Consider the following 17,150-nt stretch of genomic DNA (forward strand, 5'->3'; position numbering starts at 1 on the left):
GTCGGCCCCCCGACGTTTTCCCACCAAGAAGAAACACCCCCGAGACGAGAGGACGAGACCATGGCGCAGTTTGAACTCATCGAGAAGTTGGCTCCGAACGCAGTGATCAAGGTCATCGGCGTGGGCGGCGGCGGCGGCAACGCCGTGGCGCACATGGTCAATGCCAACGTGGACGGCGTGGAATTCGTCGTCGCCAACACCGATTCGCAGGCCATCAAGAACGTCGGCGCGAAGCTGCACCTGCAGCTCGGCGCCAACGTGACCAAGGGCCTCGGCGCCGGCGCGAACCCGGAAGTCGGCCGCCAGGCCGCGCTGGAAGACCGCGAGCGCATCATGAATGCCCTCGAAGGCGCCGACATGGTGTTCATCACCGCCGGGATGGGCGGCGGCACTGGCACGGGCGCCGCCCCGGTCGTGGCCCAGCTCGCCAAGGAGATGGGCATCCTCACCGTCGCCGTCATCACCAAGCCCTTCCCGTTCGAAGGACGTCGCCGCATGCAGGTGGCGCTGAAGGGCATCGAAGAGCTGGCCAGCCACTGCGACTCGCTGATCACCATCCCGAACGAGAAGCTGATCACCGTGCTTGGCCGCGACGCCACCATGGTGCAGGCCTTCCGCGCCGCCAACGACGTGCTCCTCGGCGCCGTGCAGGGCATTGCCGACCTGATCGTCCGTCCGGGCCTGATCAACGTCGACTTCGCCGACGTGCGCACCGTGATGAGCGAGATGGGCCTCGCCATGATGGGCACCGGCACCGCCCGCGGCGATGACCGCGCCCAGGCCGCCGCCGAGGCCGCCATCAGCAACCCGTTGCTGGACGAGGTCAACCTCGCCGGCGCCTGCGGCGTGCTGGTCAACATCACCGCCGGCCCGAACTTCACCATGCGCGAGTTCGACGAAGTCGGCCGCACCATCGAGGAGTTCGCCTCGGAAGACGCCACCGTCGTGCTCGGCACGGTGCTCGATCCGGACATGCAGGACGACGTCCGCGTCACCGTGGTGGCCACCGGCCTCAACCGCGGCGTCCAGGCCGGCCGCCTGCCGAACCGCGACAGCCACCGCGAGCTGGCCCGCGCCGTCGAGCGCGAAGTGGCCCGCCCGAAGGTGCAGCTGATCCGCAACGGCAGCACCGGCCTGGCCGAGTACGCCGACGCCGTGGCCCCGGCCGCGACCGGCCGTGACAGCGGCAGCTTCGCGGGTGGCCTGCGCGGCCGCTCGGCGGACGTGGCTGGCCCGACGGCGCTTTCCGACCTGCCGGCCGACCAGGCCTACCTGGACATCCCGGCCTTCCTGCGCCGCCAGGCCGACTGAAACCCGGTCCCGGCCGAAGTAGACGGAGCCGGAGGGCTCCGGGCCGGGGACTGCTCGTCTCAGTCGCCGGCTGGACAACAGGCGGGCAGGGGGCTGCCCGCTCTGTTGCGGATTTGACACGGAGAAGTTCAGTTTTTTAGGTTTCGTTAAAGCAGGGGCGTGCTAATGTGCGCGCCCTACCGTGTCAACCCCCTCGGGGATCCTGACGATATGTTCAAGCAGCGCACCCTCAAGAACGTCATCCGCGCCACCGGCGTCGGTCTGCACAGCGGCGAGAAGGTCTACATGAGCCTCCGCCCGGCGGCCGTCGACACCGGGATCGTGTTCCGCCGCGTCGATTTCGACCAGCCGGTCGAGATCCAGGCGACGGCGCTGGCCGTGGGCGACACCTCGCTGTGCACCGCGCTGGTCAAGGACCAGGTCCGCGTCATGACGATCGAGCACCTGCTCTCGGCCATGGCCGGCCTCGGCATCGACAACGCCTACGTCGACCTGTCCACGGCCGAAGTGCCGATCATGGACGGCTCGGCCGGCCCCTTCGTGTTCCTGCTGCAGTCGGCGGGCATCGAAGAGCAGAACGCCGCCAAGCGCTTCATCCGCATCAAGAAGCCGATCCTCGTCGAGGACGGCGAGAAGTGGGCCCGCTTCGAGCCGTTCGAGGGCTTCAAGGTCGGCTTCACCATCGATTTCCAGCACCCGGCCTTCCGTCGCTCGACCTCGAGCGCCGAGATCGACTTCTCCACGACCTCGTTCGTGAAGGAAGTCAGCCGCGCCCGCACCTTCGGCTTCATGCGCGACATCGAGTACCTGCGCGAGCGCAACCTGGCGCTGGGCGGCTCGATGGACAACGCCATCGTGCTCGACGACTACCGCGTGCTCAACGACGACGGCCTCCGCTACGAGGACGAGTTCGTGAAGCACAAGATCCTCGACGCGATCGGCGACCTGTACCTGTTGGGCCACAGCCTGATCGGCGCGTTCTACGGCCACAAGTCGGGCCACGCGCTCAACAACCGCCTGCTGCGCACCCTGCTGGCCGACAAGGCGGCGTGGGAAGAGGTGACCTTCAGCGATCCGGCGAAGTCGCCGATCTCCTACGCGAGCCCGGCCGCGGCGGTCTGATCGCCTCGTCCATCGATGGCGGGGGCGCGCGAAGCGTGCTTTCCGTCACAAAGTGCCCTGAAGCCCGTCGGTGACCCCGGCGGGCTTCGTCGTTCCGGGGCCCGCTTCACCGTTTGTTAGCGGCTTTTTAACGACCCGTCCGTAGACTCCGGGTTCCCGACCGAAAGGCCGGGGCCCCGGCCGCTCGCGGCCAGGCGCAGGAGCTGGGCCTTGAGATCGGGGTCCGCAACGGATTGGGCGGCAGCTTCGAGCGTGGCTCGGGCTTTCGCCGAGAGCGGTGCTCCCGGGCGTTCCGGCAACGGCGCGTCAGGTGGCACCACCTTGAGGGTCACCGACCGGGCTTCGATGCCGGCCGCGTCGGCTGCCGCCAGCAACAGGGCGGTGTCCATGCGCAGCCGGGCCTTCCAAGCCGGGGAGGGGACCACCACCACCATGGTTCCGCGGTCGACGTTCGCCAGGCGCACCTGCCCGGCCAGCGCCGGCGGCAGATGGCGGCGGAAGCGCTGGTCGGCGGCGTCCAACCACTGGGCGCGGGCGATCACCGCGGCGAGGTCGCCTTCCGCGATCCACTGGCCAGCAGGCCGGGGGGCGCTGGGGGCACCGGACGCCGGTTCCGCCGTGTTGCGAGGTTTGGATCGAAGCATGCTCAACATCATCGTCGTTTCCCGCAGCCTGCGCGCGCCCTGGTCCTTCAGCCTGGAGTCCCGGCGGAACCGTTGGGTGCTCGCCGGTGGCGCCACGGCGCTCTTCGCGTCCATCGCGCTGGTGGGTGCGGGCATCGGCCACTGGTTGGCGGGCACCGATGCGGCACTCGAGCCGCTGCGTGCCGAGGTGCAGGCGAGCCGCGCCGCCGTCGACGACGCGCGCGAAGCCGCGCAGCGCGATGTCAATGCGATGGCCGCCAAGCTCGGCGAGCTGCAGGCGCAGGCCAACCGCCTCAATGCCCTCGGCCACCGCCTCACGGCCATGGGCCAGCTCAAGGACGGCGAATTCGACTTCAGTGAGCGCCCGGCGATGGGCGGCCCCGAGAACCCGGGCCAGCCGCAGGACGTGGCCGTGGTCCTCGGTTCGGTGGAATCCCAGTTCGCCCAAGCCGAGAAGCAGCTCGACGTGCTCGGCGCCCTGCTCGAAGGCCAGGAACTGGCCGAGGCCTCGCGCCCGAGCCGCGCCCCGGCGCCGGGCTACATCTCCTCGGGCTTCGGCACCCGCGCCGACCCGTTCACCGGCGGCCGCGACCATCACCTCGGCGTCGATTTCGACGCCAACTTCGGCGATCCGGTGAAGGCAGCGGCCAATGGCATCGTCAGCTTCGCGGGCTGGAAGACCGGCTACGGCAACACCGTCATCGTCGACCACGGCGACGGCTACCAGACGCTTTACGGCCACAACCAGCGGAACCTGGTGAGGGTCGGCGATGTCGTCCGCGCGGGCCAGGAAGTGGCGAAGGTCGGTTCGACCGGCCGCTCCACCGGTGCCCACCTGCACTTCGAAGTGCACGTCAACGGCCGTCCGGTGAATCCGATGGCCTACCTGGAGCGTATCCGCGGCTGATGCCGCGCCGCGGCGGGCCTCCGGCGCCCGCTTGATTTCGGCCTCCTCCGCCACCAGCTAGAATGCGCGGCTGCCCTCCGGCGGCCGCTTCCGTTTAGCGCGGCCTTCGGCGCGCCCCCATTCCGCAAAGACCCGTCCATGCTCAATCGTCTCCTCACCGCCCTGTTCGGCAGCCGCAACGAGCGTCTGGTCCGCCAGCTCTCGAAATCCGTCGCCAAGGTCAACGCGCTCGAAGCCGGGCTCAAGGACCTCGATGACGCCGCGCTGCAGGCCAAGACGGCCGAGCTCAAGGCCCGCGTGGCGAATGGCGAGACGCTCGACGCGCTGCTGCCCGAAGCCTTCGCCGTCTGCCGCGAAGGCGCCAAGCGCTCGCTCGGCATGCGCCACTACGACGTGCAGCTGATCGGCGGCATGGTCCTGCACAGCGGCAAGATCGCCGAGATGCGCACCGGCGAAGGCAAGACGCTGATGGCGACGCTGCCGGTCTACCTCAACGCGCTGTCCGGCAAGGGCGTGCACGTCGTCACCGTCAACGACTACCTCGCGCGCCGCGACGCCGCCTGGATGGGCAAGCTCTACAACTTCCTCGGCCTCTCGGTGGGCGTCGTCTACCCGGGCATGCCGATGGGCGACAAGAAGGCCGCCTACGCCGCCGACATCACCTACGGCACCAACAACGAGTTCGGCTTCGACTACCTGCGCGACAACATGGCGCTGCGCAAGGAAGACCGCCACCAGCGCGGCTTGAACTACGCCATCGTCGACGAAGTGGACTCGATCCTGATCGACGAGGCGCGCACGCCGCTGATCATCTCGGGCCCGGGTGACGAATCGCAGGAGCTTTACGTCAAGGTCAACAAGGTCGTGCCGCAGCTGCGCCGCCAGGCCGACGAGAACGCCGACGGCGACTACTGGGTCGACGAGAAGGGCAAGCAGGTGCACCTGTCCGAAGGCGGCATGGAGCACGCCGAGGCGTTGCTGCGCGCCGCCGGCATCCTGCAGGGCGAGGACAGCCTGTACGCCGGCCACAACATCGCCGTCGTGCACCACATGAACCAGGCGCTGCGCGCCCACGCGATCTACCAGCGTGACGTGGACTACATCGTCCGCAACGGCGAAGTGGTCATCGTCGACGAGTTCACCGGCCGCACGCTGTCGGGCCGTCGCTGGTCGGACGGCCTGCACCAGGCGATCGAAGCCAAGGAGAGCGTGCCGATCCAGCGCGAGAACCAGACGCTGGCCTCGATCACCTTCCAGAACTACTTCCGCATGTACGGCAAGCTGGCCGGCATGACCGGCACCGCCGACACCGAGGCCTTCGAGTTCAACTCGATCTACAACCTCGAGGTGGCGGTGATCCCCACGCACCGCCCGATGATCCGCAAGGACATGCCGGACCTTGTCTTCCTCAACCGCAACGGCAAGTACCTCGCGGTGATCGAAGACATCAAGGAGCGCAATGCCAAGGGCCAGCCGGTGCTGGTGGGCACCACCTCGATCGAGACCTCGGAGCTCATCAGCGAGCAGTTGAGGGCCGCGGGCATCGTGCACGAAGTGCTGAACGCCAAGCAGCACGAGCGCGAAGCGCAGATCGTCGCGCAGGCAGGCAAGCCGGGCGCTGTCACCATCGCCACCAACATGGCCGGTCGCGGTACCGACATCGTGCTCGGCGGCAGCCTCGAGGCGGAACTGCACGCCGCGGGCGAGATCGACGAAGTCACCAAGGCGCGCATCAAGGCCGAGTGGCAGGTCCGCCACGACGAGGTCAAGGCCGCCGGCGGCCTGCACATCATCGGCACCGAGCGTCACGAGAGCCGCCGCATCGACAACCAGCTCCGCGGCCGTTCGGGCCGCCAGGGCGATCCGGGTTCCTCGCGCTTCTACCTGTCGCTCGAAGACAACCTGATGCGCATCTTCGCCAGCGACTGGGTGCAGAAGGCCATGCAGCGCATGGGCATGCAGGAGAACGAAGCCATCGAGAGCGGCCTCGTCACCCGCCAGATCGAGAACGCGCAGCGCAAGGTCGAAGCGCACAACTTCGATATCCGCAAGAACCTGCTCGACTTCGACGACGTCGCCAACGACCAGCGCAAGGTCGTGTACGAGCAGCGCAACGAATTGCTCGACCAGGGCGAGATCCACGAGACGATCGGCGCCATCCGCGACGACGTCCTGGCCTCGCACACCCGCAAGTACGTGCCGGCGCAGTCCATCGACGAGCAGTGGGACCTGCCTGCGCTCGAAAACAGCCTGCGCGACGAGTTCGGCGTCCAGGTCGACGTGCGCGGCGCGATCACCGCCGGCGCCGAACTGGACGACGAGGGCATCCTCGCGAAGGTCGTCGAGGCCGGCCGCGCGCACTTCGCCGGCAAGGAGGCGCAACTCGGCCCGGAGCTGATGCGCCAGCTCGAGAGCCAGGTGATGCTCTCGATGCTCGACCAGAACTGGAAGGAGCACCTCGCGCGCATGGATTACCTGCGACAGGGCATCCACCTGCGCAGCTACGCGCAGAAGCAGCCGAAGCAGGAGTACAAGCGCGAAGCCTTCGAGCTGTTCGAAGAGATGCTCGACAAGGTGAAGCGCGACATCGTCACGCTGCTCGCCCGCGTGCGCATCCGCACCGAGGAGGAGGTCGCCGCGATGGAGGCCGAGGACCGCCGTCGCGCCGAAGCGCAGGCCCGCGCGATGCAGTTCCAGCACCCGGAAACGGGCAGCTATGCTGCCGACGAGGAAGCGGCCGACGTGCTCGAGGAGCAGCAGCGCCTCGCCCGCATCGCCGCCGCCTCGGGCGCCGCCGCCGGTGCCGCCGGCATGGCCATCGGCCGCAACGACCCTTGCCCCTGCGGCTCGGGGCGCAAGTACAAGCACTGCCACGGGCAGGCCTGAGCGCGGCCCGTCGCCCGGCTGACGGGTGATGGACGCGCCGCTGCACGTGGTCGCCGGCGTCCTGCGGGACGCGCAGGGCCGCGTGCTGCTGGCCCGGCGCCCCGCCGGCAAGGCGGATGCCGGGCTGTGGGAATTCCCGGGTGGCAAGGTCGAGCCCGGCGAGACCGCGCTCGATGCCCTGCGGCGTGAGCTGAACGAGGAACTGGGCGTTCGCGTCCTCGACGGCGCCCCGCTGATCCGCGTGCCCGTGGCATCGACGGACGATGGCGCCCCGATCCGATTGCACCTCGACACGTGGGGCATCACCGCCTACTCGGGCGATCCCGTCGCCCATGAGCACGACGCCCTCGCCTGGGTGGCGCTGGAGGCGCTTGACTCCTATCCGATGCCGCCGGCCGACCGTCCCGTCGTCGCCGCCCTGCGCGAGCCCGACCGCGTGCTGGTCACGCCCGAGCCGGGCGACGGACTCGAAGCCGAAGCCCGATGGCTGGCTGTGGCCGATACCGCGCTGGCCAACGGCCTGCCCCGCATGCACCTGCGCCTCGCCGACACCGCGCAGCGCCGACGCCTCGCCTTCGAACTGGCCGGGCGATGCCGGGCTGCCGGGGCCGGGCTTTGGGTGCATGGCGATGACGCGTTGGCCACCGAGCTGGGCGTGGGCTTGCACTGGCGCGCCTCCCAACTTCGAAGCCCGGAGGCCACCGCGCTGACCCGCCGCCACCGGGAGGCTGGCGGGCGCGTCTGCGCCGCCGTGCATGACGCGGACGAGCTGGCCTTGGCCGAGACGCTCGGCGTCGACGACCTGCTGCTCGGGCCGGTGAAGCCGACGGCGACCCACCCGGGCCAATTGGGGCTGGGTTGGGAAGCGTTCGAGCGCCTGCGAGCCAGGACGGCCTTGCCGGTCTACGCGCTTGGGGGCGTGGGCCCGGCCGATCTCGTCGAGGCGCGGCGGCATGGCGCGCAGGGCGTGGCGGGCATTCGGGCCTTCTGGCCGACCTGATCAGGCCGGCGTGGGTTACGTGCCGCTGGGCTGGCGGCTCAGCCGAGGTGCCAGCGGGCGTCCAGCCGGCCGACCGCGGCGTCGAGATCCGCCAAGGAGCCGAGATTGACGAGGACGTCGTCGGCCAGCGCCAGGCGCTGGGCCCGCGTGGCCTGTGCCGCGATCATCCTTTCGGCCAAGGCAGCGTCGATGCCGTCGCGGGCCATCAGGCGCGCCCGCTGCACCGGCACGGGCACATCGACGACCACGATGCGGTCGAGCATCGGCCAGGTGGCGCGCCCGCCGCCTTCGGCGAGCAGGGGGATGTCGAGGACGACGTAGGGCGTCGGCGCGGCCTCGGCACGGGCCAGCATCCAGGCTCGGATGCGTGGGTGCAGCAGGGCTTCCAGCGCCTTGCGCTGGCCGGCGTCGCCGAAGACACGGGCCCGCAGCGCGGCGCGGTCCAGGCGACCGTCGGCGGCCAGTACCTCGGGGCCAAAATGGGCGACCACAGCGGCCAGCCCTTCCGTGCCGGGTTCGACCACCGCGCGCGCGGCCAAGTCGGCATCCACCAAGCCGCCGGCATGCCGGGCCTCGAAGGCCCGGGCCACGCTCGACTTGCCGGAAGCCACGCCTCCGGTGAGGCCGATGACAGGGCGGGCGGTGGCCATCACGCGAATCGGGAGCCGGCCGGAATCAGGGCGCGGTCGCGCCCGGCGGCAGCATCAGGCCCCAGTAAACCGCCGACAGCTCCGGACCGAACAGGAACCAGATCCAGCCGGCGATGGCGAGGAAGGGGCCGAAGGGGATCTGCGTGTCGCTGTCCTTGGCCAGCAGCTTCAGTCCGATGCCACCGATGACGGCGCCGACGAGGGAGGAGAGCAGCACGATGGGCAGGATGGCCGACACGCCGCACCAGGCACCGAGGGCGGCCAGCAGCTTGAAGTCGCCGTTTCCCATGCCCTCCCGGCCCTTGATCAGGGCGTAGGCCGTGTTGACCGACCACAGGCTCAGATACCCGGCGAGCGCACCAAGAATCGCGCTGTGCGCTGGCACGAAGAGTGTCATCACGCTGGCCCCGAGGCCCAGCCAGAGCAGCGGGTAGGTGAGGTCGTCGAACAGGAACTTGGTGCGCCAGTCGATGCCGGCCAGTGCGATCAGCAGGCCGGTGAACAGGAGCGCCGCGCCAGTCTCCAGCCCGGTGCCAAAGCGCCACACGCAGGCGGCGAAGGCAAGGCCGGTGAGCAGCTCGACGATCGGGTACTGCACCGAGATGGGCGTCTTGCAGGCCGAGCAGCGCCCACGCAGGGCCAGCCAGCTGACCACCGGGATGTTCTCGTACCAGCGCAGCGCATGCCCGCACTTCGGGCAATGCGAGCCCTTCACCACGATGCCCGGCGGCTTGGGCTCGCCGACCTCCGGCAGTTCGAGGATGTCGCGGGCCTCCCGGCGCCAGCTCCACATCATCCGCGGCGGAACGCGCAGGATGACCACGTTGAGGAAGCTGCCGACCAGCAGGCCGAACAGGAAGACGGCCGCAATCGCGGCCGTCCGGTTCTGCAGCAGGTCGTCAAGCATCGATCAGACGGCCATGCCCAGCTTGAAGATCGGCAGGTACATGGCGATGACCATGCCGCCAACCAGCGTGCCGAGCACCACGATGATGAAGGGCTCCATCAGGCTCGTCATCGCATCCACGGCATTGTTCACTTCCTGCTCGTAGAACTCCGCCACCTTGAAGAGCATCGAGTCCAGCGCGCCGGATTCCTCGCCGATGCCGACCATCTGCACCACCATCGGAGGGAAGATGCCGATCTGCTTCATGGCGAGATTCAGCGAATAACCCACCGCGACGTCATCCCGGACCTTCGCCACCGCTTCGTCGTACATGATGCTGCCCGTCGCGCCGGCCACGGTGTCCAGCGCCTCGACGAGAGGCACACCCGCCTTGAAGGTCAGGGCCAGAGTGCGCGCGAAGCGGGAGATGGCCGACATGTGGAGCACTTGGCCGAGGACGGGGATCTTCAGTGCCAGCCTGTCTACGGTGCGCTGGAAGTCGCGGGACGCCTTGTAGAGAAGACTCAAGCCGAAGACCGCGGCAAGTGAGGCCCCCAGCATCCACCACCAGTTCGCGACCGTGAACTCCGAGGCGCTGACATACAGCTGCGTGAAGGCGGGGAGCTCGGCGCCGAAGCTGGCGAAGGTCTCCTTGAACTGCGGAATCACATAGATGAGCAGGATGAGGCTCACGATCAGGCCGACGGCCATGACGCCGGCCGGGTAGAACAGCGCCTTCTTGATCTTGCCCTTCAGCGCCTGGATGCGCTCAAGGTAGGTCGCCAGCGTGTCCAGCACGGTGTCGAGGACACCCGCGCCTTCGCCAGCCTTGACGAGGTTCCGGTACAGGTCGTTGAACTGGATGGGAAACGCCTTCAGCGCCTCGCTGAAGGCCGAGCCGCCGGAAACATCATCCCGCAGGGCCTTGATCATGTTGGCGAATCGCGGATTCTTCTGGCCGTTGGAAAGGATCTCCAAGGCCTGCACCATGGGCACGCCCGAGGCCATCATCGTGGCCATCTGGCGGCTGAAGAAGGTGATCTCCGCCCCGCTGATGGTCTTCCCGGAGCTTCCGAAAAGCGGCTTGCCCTTCGGTTTGATCGTTCCCGGGTTCATGCCCTGCTTACGCAGCTCGGCGCGCACGAAGTTGACGGACTTCGCCGACATCTCGCCCTTGAGCGTCTTGCCGCGCTTGTCGGTCGCGACCCAGACAAACTCGCTGAGCGGGTTTTCCCGGGGGGCGGGCTTGCCGGCGGTCTTCGCGGTCTTGGCGGTGGCAGACATGGCTTAGTCCTTCGTCACTCGATTCATCTCGGCCAAGCTGATCAGCCCGGCCTTGACCTTGTTGATGGCGGAACGGCGAAGGTCGCCGATCCCCTCGCGGGCGCAGACCAGCCCGATGTCCATGGCGTTGCCGCCCTCGAGGATGATCTTCTGGATCTCTTCGGTCATCGGCATCACCTGGTAGATGCCGACGCGGCCCTTGTAGCCTGCATTGCACTCGTCGCAGCCGACGGCCTCGTGAACGTCGAGTCCGCCCTCGCATTCTTCGGGCTTGAAGCCTTCGGCCACCAGGGCCGCCTGCGGAATATGCACCTTTTTCTTGCAGTCGTGCAGGCGGCGGGCCAGGCGCTGGGCGATGATCAGGGTGACCGAGCTGGTGATGTTGTAGGGCGCGATGCCCATGTTCATGAGGCGGGCGACCGTCTGCGGCGCGTCATTGGTGTGCAGGGTGCTGAGCACCAGATGGCCCGTCTGGGCGGCCTTGATGGCGATCTCGGCGGTCTCGAGGTCGCGGATTTCGCCCACCATCACCACGTCCGGGTCCTGGCGCAGGAAGCTGCGCAGGGCCGCGGCGAAGTTCATGCCCTTCTTGGGGTTCATCTGCACCTGGTTGATGCCGGGCACGCGGATTTCGACCGGGTCTTCGGCGGTGCTGATGTTGCGTTCCTCGGTATTGAGGATGTTCAGGCCGGTGTAGAGCGAGACGGTCTTGCCCGAGCCGGTGGGGCCGGTGACGAGGATCATGCCGTAGGGCTTGTCCAGCGCGCTGAGGTAAAGCGCCTTCTGGTAGTCCTCGTAGCCCAGCTTGTCGATGCCCATCTTGGCGGCACTGCCGTCAAGGATACGCAGCACGGTCTTCTCGCCGAACAGCGTGGGGCAGGTGGACACGCGGAAGTCCATCGCCTTGGTCTTGCTGATGTTGAGCTTGATGCGGCCGTCCTGCGGCAGGCGCTTCTCGGCGATGTCGAGGCCACTCATCACCTTCAGTCGGGCCGTAATGCGTGGGGCGAGCTTGATCGGGGCTTTCGAGACGATCTTCAGCACGCCGTCCATGCGGAAGCGCACCCGGAAATCGTGCTCGTAGGGCTCGAAGTGCAGGTCGGAAGCGCCGCGCTTGATGGCGTCCAGCAGCATCTTGTTGACGAACTTGACGACCGGCGTGTCGTCGCCCTTCGCGTCGTTGCCGCCGGCCTCGGCCTTGTCGTCGTCGCCGGCCTCCGAATCCAGCGCATCGAGGCCCTCGTCGTCACCGCCGGCATCGAAGGCCTCGGCGGCGGTGAAGGCGCGGTCGATCGCACGACGCAGCTGCTCCTCGTCGATCAGGATCGGCTCGACGGTGGCGCCCGCGGCGAACTGGATCTCCTCGATGGCGCGGGTGTTGGTCGGATCACTGATGCCGAGGAACAGACGGTTGCCGCGCTTGTAGAGAGGCAGCACGCCGTGCTTGGTGATCAGCTCCTCGTTGACGGCCTTGACCGCGGCGCGGCCCAGGTCGAAGGCGTTGACCTCGAGCAGGGGGATGCCGAACTCGATGCTGTCGGCTGCGGCGACCGCCGCGCTGCCGACCAGTTTCTTCTCCAACAGCCAGCGCACCACCGGCTGCTTGGCCTTGGGCGCTTCGTCCATCGCCCGGCGGGCGTCGGCCTCGCTCAGGGCGCCGTCCATCACCAGTCGCCGGGCGATGCCGGTGATACCGACCAAATTGGGGGTGACTTGGGCGTTCATGTCCAGGATACGTTGCCTCTCCAGCGAGAACTCTAGCCCAACCCGTCACGGTTTGCCGCCCCGGTCTGCCGCTGCGATGGCGCAGCGGCTAACCTTGGCTCGGTTTCCCTGACGGCCCGCCATGCTCCTGTCGATCGTCCTGCCCGCCCGCAACGAGTCCGTTGGTCTGGCCAAGGTGTTGCCCGCCCTGAGGGAGCGCTTTCCGGACGCCGAGTTGATCGTCGTCGACGACGGGTCCACCGACGGTACCCCGGCGCTCGCGGAGGGATTGGGTGCGCGGGTGTTGCGCACGCCGTATGGGATGGGTAACGGCGCCGCCATCAAGCGGGGTGCCCGAGCGGCCCGGGGTGACGTCATTGTGTTCATGGACGCCGACGGCCAGCATGATCCGGCCCACATCCCCGCGCTCCTGTGCCGGATCGAGGAGGGGCATGACATGGCGGTGGGCGCTCGCGATGCCTCGGGCCAGGCCAATCGCCACCGCGGCCTCGCCAACGCTTTCTACAACCGGTTGGCGAGCTGGGTGACGGGCCACCCCATCGCCGACCTCACCTCGGGTTTCCGTGCGGTGCGGGCTTCGAAGTTCCGGGAGTTCCTGCACCTGTTGCCCAACGGCTTCAGTTACCCCACCACCATCACCATGGCGTTCTTCCGCAGCGGCTACCCGGTGGCTTACGTGCCCATCCCGGTGCACCAGCGGGTGGGCACGGCCAGCCACATCCGGCCGCTCAAGGACGGTGTGCGCTTCCTGCTGATCATCTTCAAGATCGCCACGCTGTATTCGCCGCTGAAGCTCTTCCTGCCCACCGCCGTGGCGTTTTTCCTGCTGGGGGCGGGCTGGTATGGCTGGACCTTCCACGACGCCGGGCGTTTCACCAACATGAGCGCCTTGCTGTTCAGCGCCAGCGTGATCGTCTTCCTGATGGGCTTGATCAGTGAACAGATCACTGGGCTGACGTATCTCGCTTCAAAAGATGATCGTGAGGTACGCGGAGAGTGAAGTCTGGCTTCAAGTATCGAACGACTGCTGCGTGGTTTGGTGTTGCTCGGCCCGACCTCGGCTGGGTTCCTCCGCTTCGTTACTTGGCGCGGCGCCGAGAATTGCTCCGAATTGCGGCTCTTTGGCCGAGGGGTGCGAGTGTTCTGGAGGTTGGATGCGGCGCGGGCGCCTTTCTTCATGATTTGACTCGTATGGGGTTTGATGTGACTGGGGTCGAATCTTCCGACGATGCGCGCGCACTGGCGGTTGCCATGAGGGATGCAGAGTCTCTTGGGTGGGAAATCCACCGGGATACAAGCGGTATCCGCACCTCGTTTGAGGTGATTGGAGCTTTTGACGTTGTTGAGCACATCGAGGATGACGTTGCTGCTTTGCGCCAATGGCGAGAACTCACGGTGCCGGGAGGGATTCTGTGCATCTCCGTTCCTGCGCACAGGGATTGGTGGAGTGCTGGGGACGTTTGGGCGGGTCACTTCCGTCGATATGACCGCTCTGACGTTCATCGCCTTCTCGCCGCTAGTGGCTGGAAAGTCGAGCGCACAATTGCGTACGGATTTCCCTCAGCGTCCGTTAGCGAGTGGCTGGGGCGCCCCTACTATGCCCGGGCCTTAGCTCGGCGTGGGTTGGTACAGCGGCACGCAGCGACTGCCAAGAGCGGTATCGATCGGCGTCCTTATCTCTCGCTGTGGCCGATTCTTGGATCTGCCCTTGGTGGGCTGCTGATTCGAGGGCTCTTGGCAGCACAATCCTTTCGATGGCCCGAGCGGATGGCCTCTGGCTACATCGTCGTGGCGCGTGCTGGCGAGTGAAGAAGGTACTTCTCGCCGTCGCATTTCCTGCAGCCCTTCTGGGGGGGGCATATTTTCTCTTCAGTGCAGCAAGCGCCGCGGCGACGAATGCCTTCGGTGTATTGTCGTCGCCATCTGTTTGGCTTTTTGTTGCTTCGGCGAGCTTGCTTTTTGCATCCACGTATCTTCCCAGTGCGCTTATCTGGAGGCGCCTTCTTTTGTGGCAGGGCATCCGGGTGTCCGCGTCGGAGGCGCTTGCATTGTTGCTCCGGACTACGCCTGCAAAGTACTTGCCCGGGAACGTCGCACAGCCCATGAGTCGCGCCGCTGGCCTTGCATTGAGAGGTTGGCCATTGCCCGCGGCAGTGACTTCACTCTTCGAGGAGGCGACGCTTTCTTTGGGCGTCGCTCTTCTTTTGGGTCTCTCGACCGCGGTGTTGCTCTTGAGTTCCTTTCCTGAACCTTTGGCTGCTTTCTTGCCTTGGTTTCTCTTTGTTTCAGTGTTTGTGATCTTGGCTTTTCTCTTCTTCCTGATGCGCGACACTGCGCCTCGTCGGTGGATTTCGCGTGCTTCCTCGTTGATTCAGCCATCGCGAGCCTTTGCAGTGTGCGTTGGATATGCTTTTGTGATGATCTTGATCGGCTGTTCGATATCGATTGCGTCATTCTCCGTCGTTGGCGTCGATCTCCGAGGTGGAGCTGTCGTTTTCTCAGCCTTTCTTCTGGCTTGGGCTTTGGGGAGTCTGGTTCCGGGTGCGCCAGCCGGACTGGGTGTTCGTGACGGCGCATTGGTTTGGATGCTCACCCCTCACTTCGCCGAGGGCGCTGTCGTCATTGCTGCTGTCGCTCGCCTGGCGACCGTCTTTGGCGATGTTGTCGCATTCATTGGTGGACTTTTGTTTTTTGGTCGCCCGAAGGCTTGGGGATTATGAAAAGCACGTTGCCGCATGACGGAGAGCGCGTTGTCGAAGCCTCGTACGAGGCGACGAGCGAGGGCCGGAACATTCTTGCGATGCATCTGGCAAGCTATTCACGAGTTCTAGAGCTCTGCTCAGGAAAAGACGTTCTCGATCTTGGATGTGGTAGTGGATATGGAATTGCATCGCTGGCGCCTTGTTCGAGATCGGCTGTCGGCGTTGATGTGAGCGACGCTGCAATCGACTACGCCAGAGAGCACTATCAGTCTGTAAACCTTCGCTTTTCGCAGATTTTTGCGAATAAACCGACACCTTTTCCCGACGAGAGCTTTGATGTTGTTCTGTCGTTCCAAGTCATTGAGCACGTTGATGACGATGTCGCTTATGTATCCGAGATTTGCCGCCTTCTTCGACCCGGGGGGCATGCAGTCTTCATCACGCCAGATCGTAGGTCTCGGCTCTTTTCGTTTCAAAAACCTTGGAATCGTTGGCACTTAAGGGAGTACAGCGCTGATTCGCTTGCGCACATTGTCTCCAGCAGTCTGTCGGTGGTTGCGTTGGAGGTGATGCATGGCGAGGAGCTGCCTGTTTCCGCAGAAATTGAGCGCTACCGCATCGCGCGTTGGATTGCATTGCCGGTTACGTTGCCGTTCGTTCCCGAAGTCGTAAGGCGATCTGGTTTGGCTTTCTTGTCCTATGTCTCGACCAGGCTGCAAGGACTTCGTCGCGGAATCCCCATGCCTGCGTCTCCTCGCCCTGTTTTCTGGTTCGAGGCAGTTGATCGCGCGGGGCTCAATGTCCTTGTTTTCGCGAAGAAGGGTTGAGTCCTTGAGATGAAGGCGATTTGGGCCTTGGGCGTTGGTGCTGGTGGGTCCGGCTATCCAAATGGTCCGGGTACCATCGCCTTACTCGCCAAGCACCCATGCTGGAGCGTAATCGACCGCGTCCGTTGGCTCCCGGCTGACGTGCAATTGTGGCGTTTGGCCAAAGGCGGCGTGTTGGAGCGGGCTCGAATCCTCTGGTGTCTAGGCATTCGCTCGATCTTCCTTCCTATCGATCTACTTCGCGCCCGTTTGGCCGGTGCTGCCGTATTCGCGCCTTACCCTGCATTGTTCTTTCTGGCAGCGGCCCGATGTATGCCGCGCAGGTTTCGCCCGCGAATCATCGCTGACAGCTTCATTAGTGTTTGGGACAGCGGGTTTTCCGACAGGAAGTTCACTCGCGCCAATGGCCGGGTGTCACGCGCCGTCAATTGGTTTGAGTCTTGGTGCTTGTGTGCTGCGGATGCGGTGATTGTTGACACATTTGAGAATGGTGCTTTTTTTGAGCAGCACCTTTCTGTTCCTTCTGGGAAAATTCATGTCTTGCCGCTGGCAGTCGAGACGCGACAGCTGATCTCGCTTGGTCCCCCGCTACCTACCGAGTCACGCCCACTTCGGGTTCTATACGTTGGCACGTTCGTGCCACTGCATGGATTTTCGGTGATTGTCGACGCGCTGCATCAGTTGTCTTCGGCCGATAACGTGGAGTTCCGCATCGTCGGTGATGGTCAAGACTCGCAGCGGTTCGAAGATGCGATGCAGAAGGGCTTTTCATGCCGGGTCACCTGGATTCGCGAGTGGCAGTCGCTCGACGAACTGGCGAATCATTACGCTTGGGCAGACGTCTGTCTTGGTGTGTTTGGCTCTGAAGGAAAAGCGAGCCGAGTGATGCCGTTCAAAGTCTATGCAGCATTCGCTGCGTGTCGTGCGGTCGTCACACAGGACGATATGGGCTCGCCCGTACTCGAGCGAGCTCCGGTCATAACGAGTCCCAGTGATGGCACGTCTCTTGCTGAGCGTCTTCGATCTTTGGCCAGTGAACCAGAGATGGTTTCGGCATTTGCTCTTGCCGGTCGAGATTTTTTCCAGAGGAACCTGTCAAGCGTGGCTGTTTCGAATGCGTGGTCAGATCTTTGGGTTAAGGTTGAGGCCGTTGAGAGGGTTTCTCGCTCTCCGTAAATGCATTTCCACTTTTCCGATCGCTTCGAC

General features: G+C 65.6%; 14 protein-coding genes. 9 read left to right on the forward strand and 5 right to left on the reverse strand.

Annotated elements, in window-relative coordinates; translation table 11 throughout:
- Positions 1 to 60 precede the first annotated feature (60 nt).
- Both ftsZ and lpxC read left to right on the forward strand, forming a co-directional pair.
- Positions 61 to 1,311, forward strand: coding sequence for a cell division protein FtsZ (gene ftsZ / locus O9255_RS05045; protein WP_297865752.1), 1,251 nt, complete (start codon positions 61 to 63; stop codon positions 1,309 to 1,311).
- Positions 1,312 to 1,521: 210 nt separating this feature from the next.
- The gene (gene lpxC / locus O9255_RS05050) at positions 1,522 to 2,433 is read left to right on the forward strand and encodes a UDP-3-O-acyl-N-acetylglucosamine deacetylase (protein ID WP_297865753.1); all 912 of its coding nucleotides are present in this window, start codon (positions 1,522 to 1,524) and stop codon (positions 2,431 to 2,433) included.
- A gap of 116 nt (positions 2,434 to 2,549) precedes the next feature.
- Here lpxC and O9255_RS05055 read toward each other — a convergent pair whose 3' ends face one another.
- Positions 2,550 to 3,077 (reverse strand): DciA family protein, encoded by a 528-nt coding sequence (locus tag O9255_RS05055; RefSeq protein ID WP_297865754.1) that lies wholly within the window; start codon positions 3,075 to 3,077, stop codon positions 2,550 to 2,552.
- Here O9255_RS05055 and O9255_RS05060 point away from each other — a divergent pair.
- From O9255_RS05060 to O9255_RS05070, 3 genes are all read left to right on the forward strand, one after another.
- Positions 3,076 to 3,984 carry a M23 family metallopeptidase gene (locus tag O9255_RS05060; RefSeq protein WP_297865755.1) on the forward strand — a complete coding sequence of 303 codons (909 nt, stop codon included), beginning with the start codon at positions 3,076 to 3,078 and terminating at the stop codon, positions 3,982 to 3,984. The two genes, O9255_RS05055 and O9255_RS05060, sit on opposite strands and share 2 nt — an antisense overlap.
- 138 nt (positions 3,985 to 4,122) lie before the next feature.
- Positions 4,123 to 6,870, forward strand: a complete 2,748-nt coding sequence (gene secA, locus O9255_RS05065) for a preprotein translocase subunit SecA (protein WP_297865756.1) — start codon at positions 4,123 to 4,125, stop codon at positions 6,868 to 6,870.
- Between the two features lie 28 nt (positions 6,871 to 6,898).
- Entirely contained in the window at positions 6,899 to 7,870 is a 972-nt protein-coding gene (locus tag O9255_RS05070) for a Nudix family hydrolase (RefSeq protein WP_297865757.1), read from the forward strand.
- Positions 7,871 to 7,908: 38 nt separating this feature from the next.
- Here the strand turns inward: O9255_RS05070 and coaE are convergent, their stop codons facing one another.
- The 4 genes from coaE to pilB form a co-directional block, all read right to left on the reverse strand.
- A complete protein-coding gene (gene coaE, locus O9255_RS05075; protein WP_297865758.1) occupies positions 7,909 to 8,520 on the reverse strand; it encodes a dephospho-CoA kinase in 612 nt (203 codons plus the stop codon).
- 25 nt (positions 8,521 to 8,545) lie between these two features.
- Complete coding sequence (locus O9255_RS05080; RefSeq protein WP_297865759.1) at positions 8,546 to 9,427, reverse strand: A24 family peptidase; 882 nt, start codon at positions 9,425 to 9,427, stop codon at positions 8,546 to 8,548.
- A gap of 3 nt (positions 9,428 to 9,430) precedes the next feature.
- Positions 9,431 to 10,573, reverse strand: a complete 1,143-nt coding sequence (locus O9255_RS05085) for a type II secretion system F family protein (RefSeq protein WP_297865881.1) — start codon at positions 10,571 to 10,573, stop codon at positions 9,431 to 9,433.
- 120 nt (positions 10,574 to 10,693) lie between these two features.
- A complete protein-coding gene (gene pilB / locus O9255_RS05090) occupies positions 10,694 to 12,415 on the reverse strand; it encodes a type IV-A pilus assembly ATPase PilB (protein ID WP_297865760.1) in 1,722 nt (573 codons plus the stop codon).
- A 121-nt stretch (positions 12,416 to 12,536) separates the two neighbouring features.
- On the opposite strand from pilB, the gene O9255_RS05095 reads away from it, so the two are divergent.
- The 4 genes from O9255_RS05095 to O9255_RS05110 all read left to right on the forward strand — a co-directional run bounded on the left by O9255_RS05095 (position 12,537) and on the right by O9255_RS05110 (position 17,120).
- Entirely contained in the window at positions 12,537 to 13,415 is an 879-nt protein-coding gene (locus O9255_RS05095) for a glycosyltransferase family 2 protein (protein ID WP_297865761.1), read from the forward strand.
- Positions 13,416 to 14,169: 754 nt separating this feature from the next.
- On the forward strand, positions 14,170 to 15,135 hold the full coding sequence (locus O9255_RS05100; RefSeq protein ID WP_297865762.1) for a lysylphosphatidylglycerol synthase domain-containing protein: 966 nt from the start codon (positions 14,170 to 14,172) through the stop codon (positions 15,133 to 15,135).
- A complete protein-coding gene (locus tag O9255_RS05105) occupies positions 15,132 to 15,944 on the forward strand; it encodes a class I SAM-dependent methyltransferase (protein ID WP_297865763.1) in 813 nt (270 codons plus the stop codon). The genes O9255_RS05100 and O9255_RS05105 overlap by 4 nt, the downstream gene beginning before the upstream one ends.
- A gap of 9 nt (positions 15,945 to 15,953) precedes the next feature.
- A complete protein-coding gene (locus O9255_RS05110) occupies positions 15,954 to 17,120 on the forward strand; it encodes a glycosyltransferase (protein ID WP_297865764.1) in 1,167 nt (388 codons plus the stop codon).
- Positions 17,121 to 17,150: the final 30 nt, after the last annotated feature.

This window comes from Silanimonas sp. (assembly GCF_027530345.1).
Classification (GTDB): domain Bacteria; phylum Pseudomonadota; class Gammaproteobacteria; order Xanthomonadales; family Xanthomonadaceae; genus Silanimonas.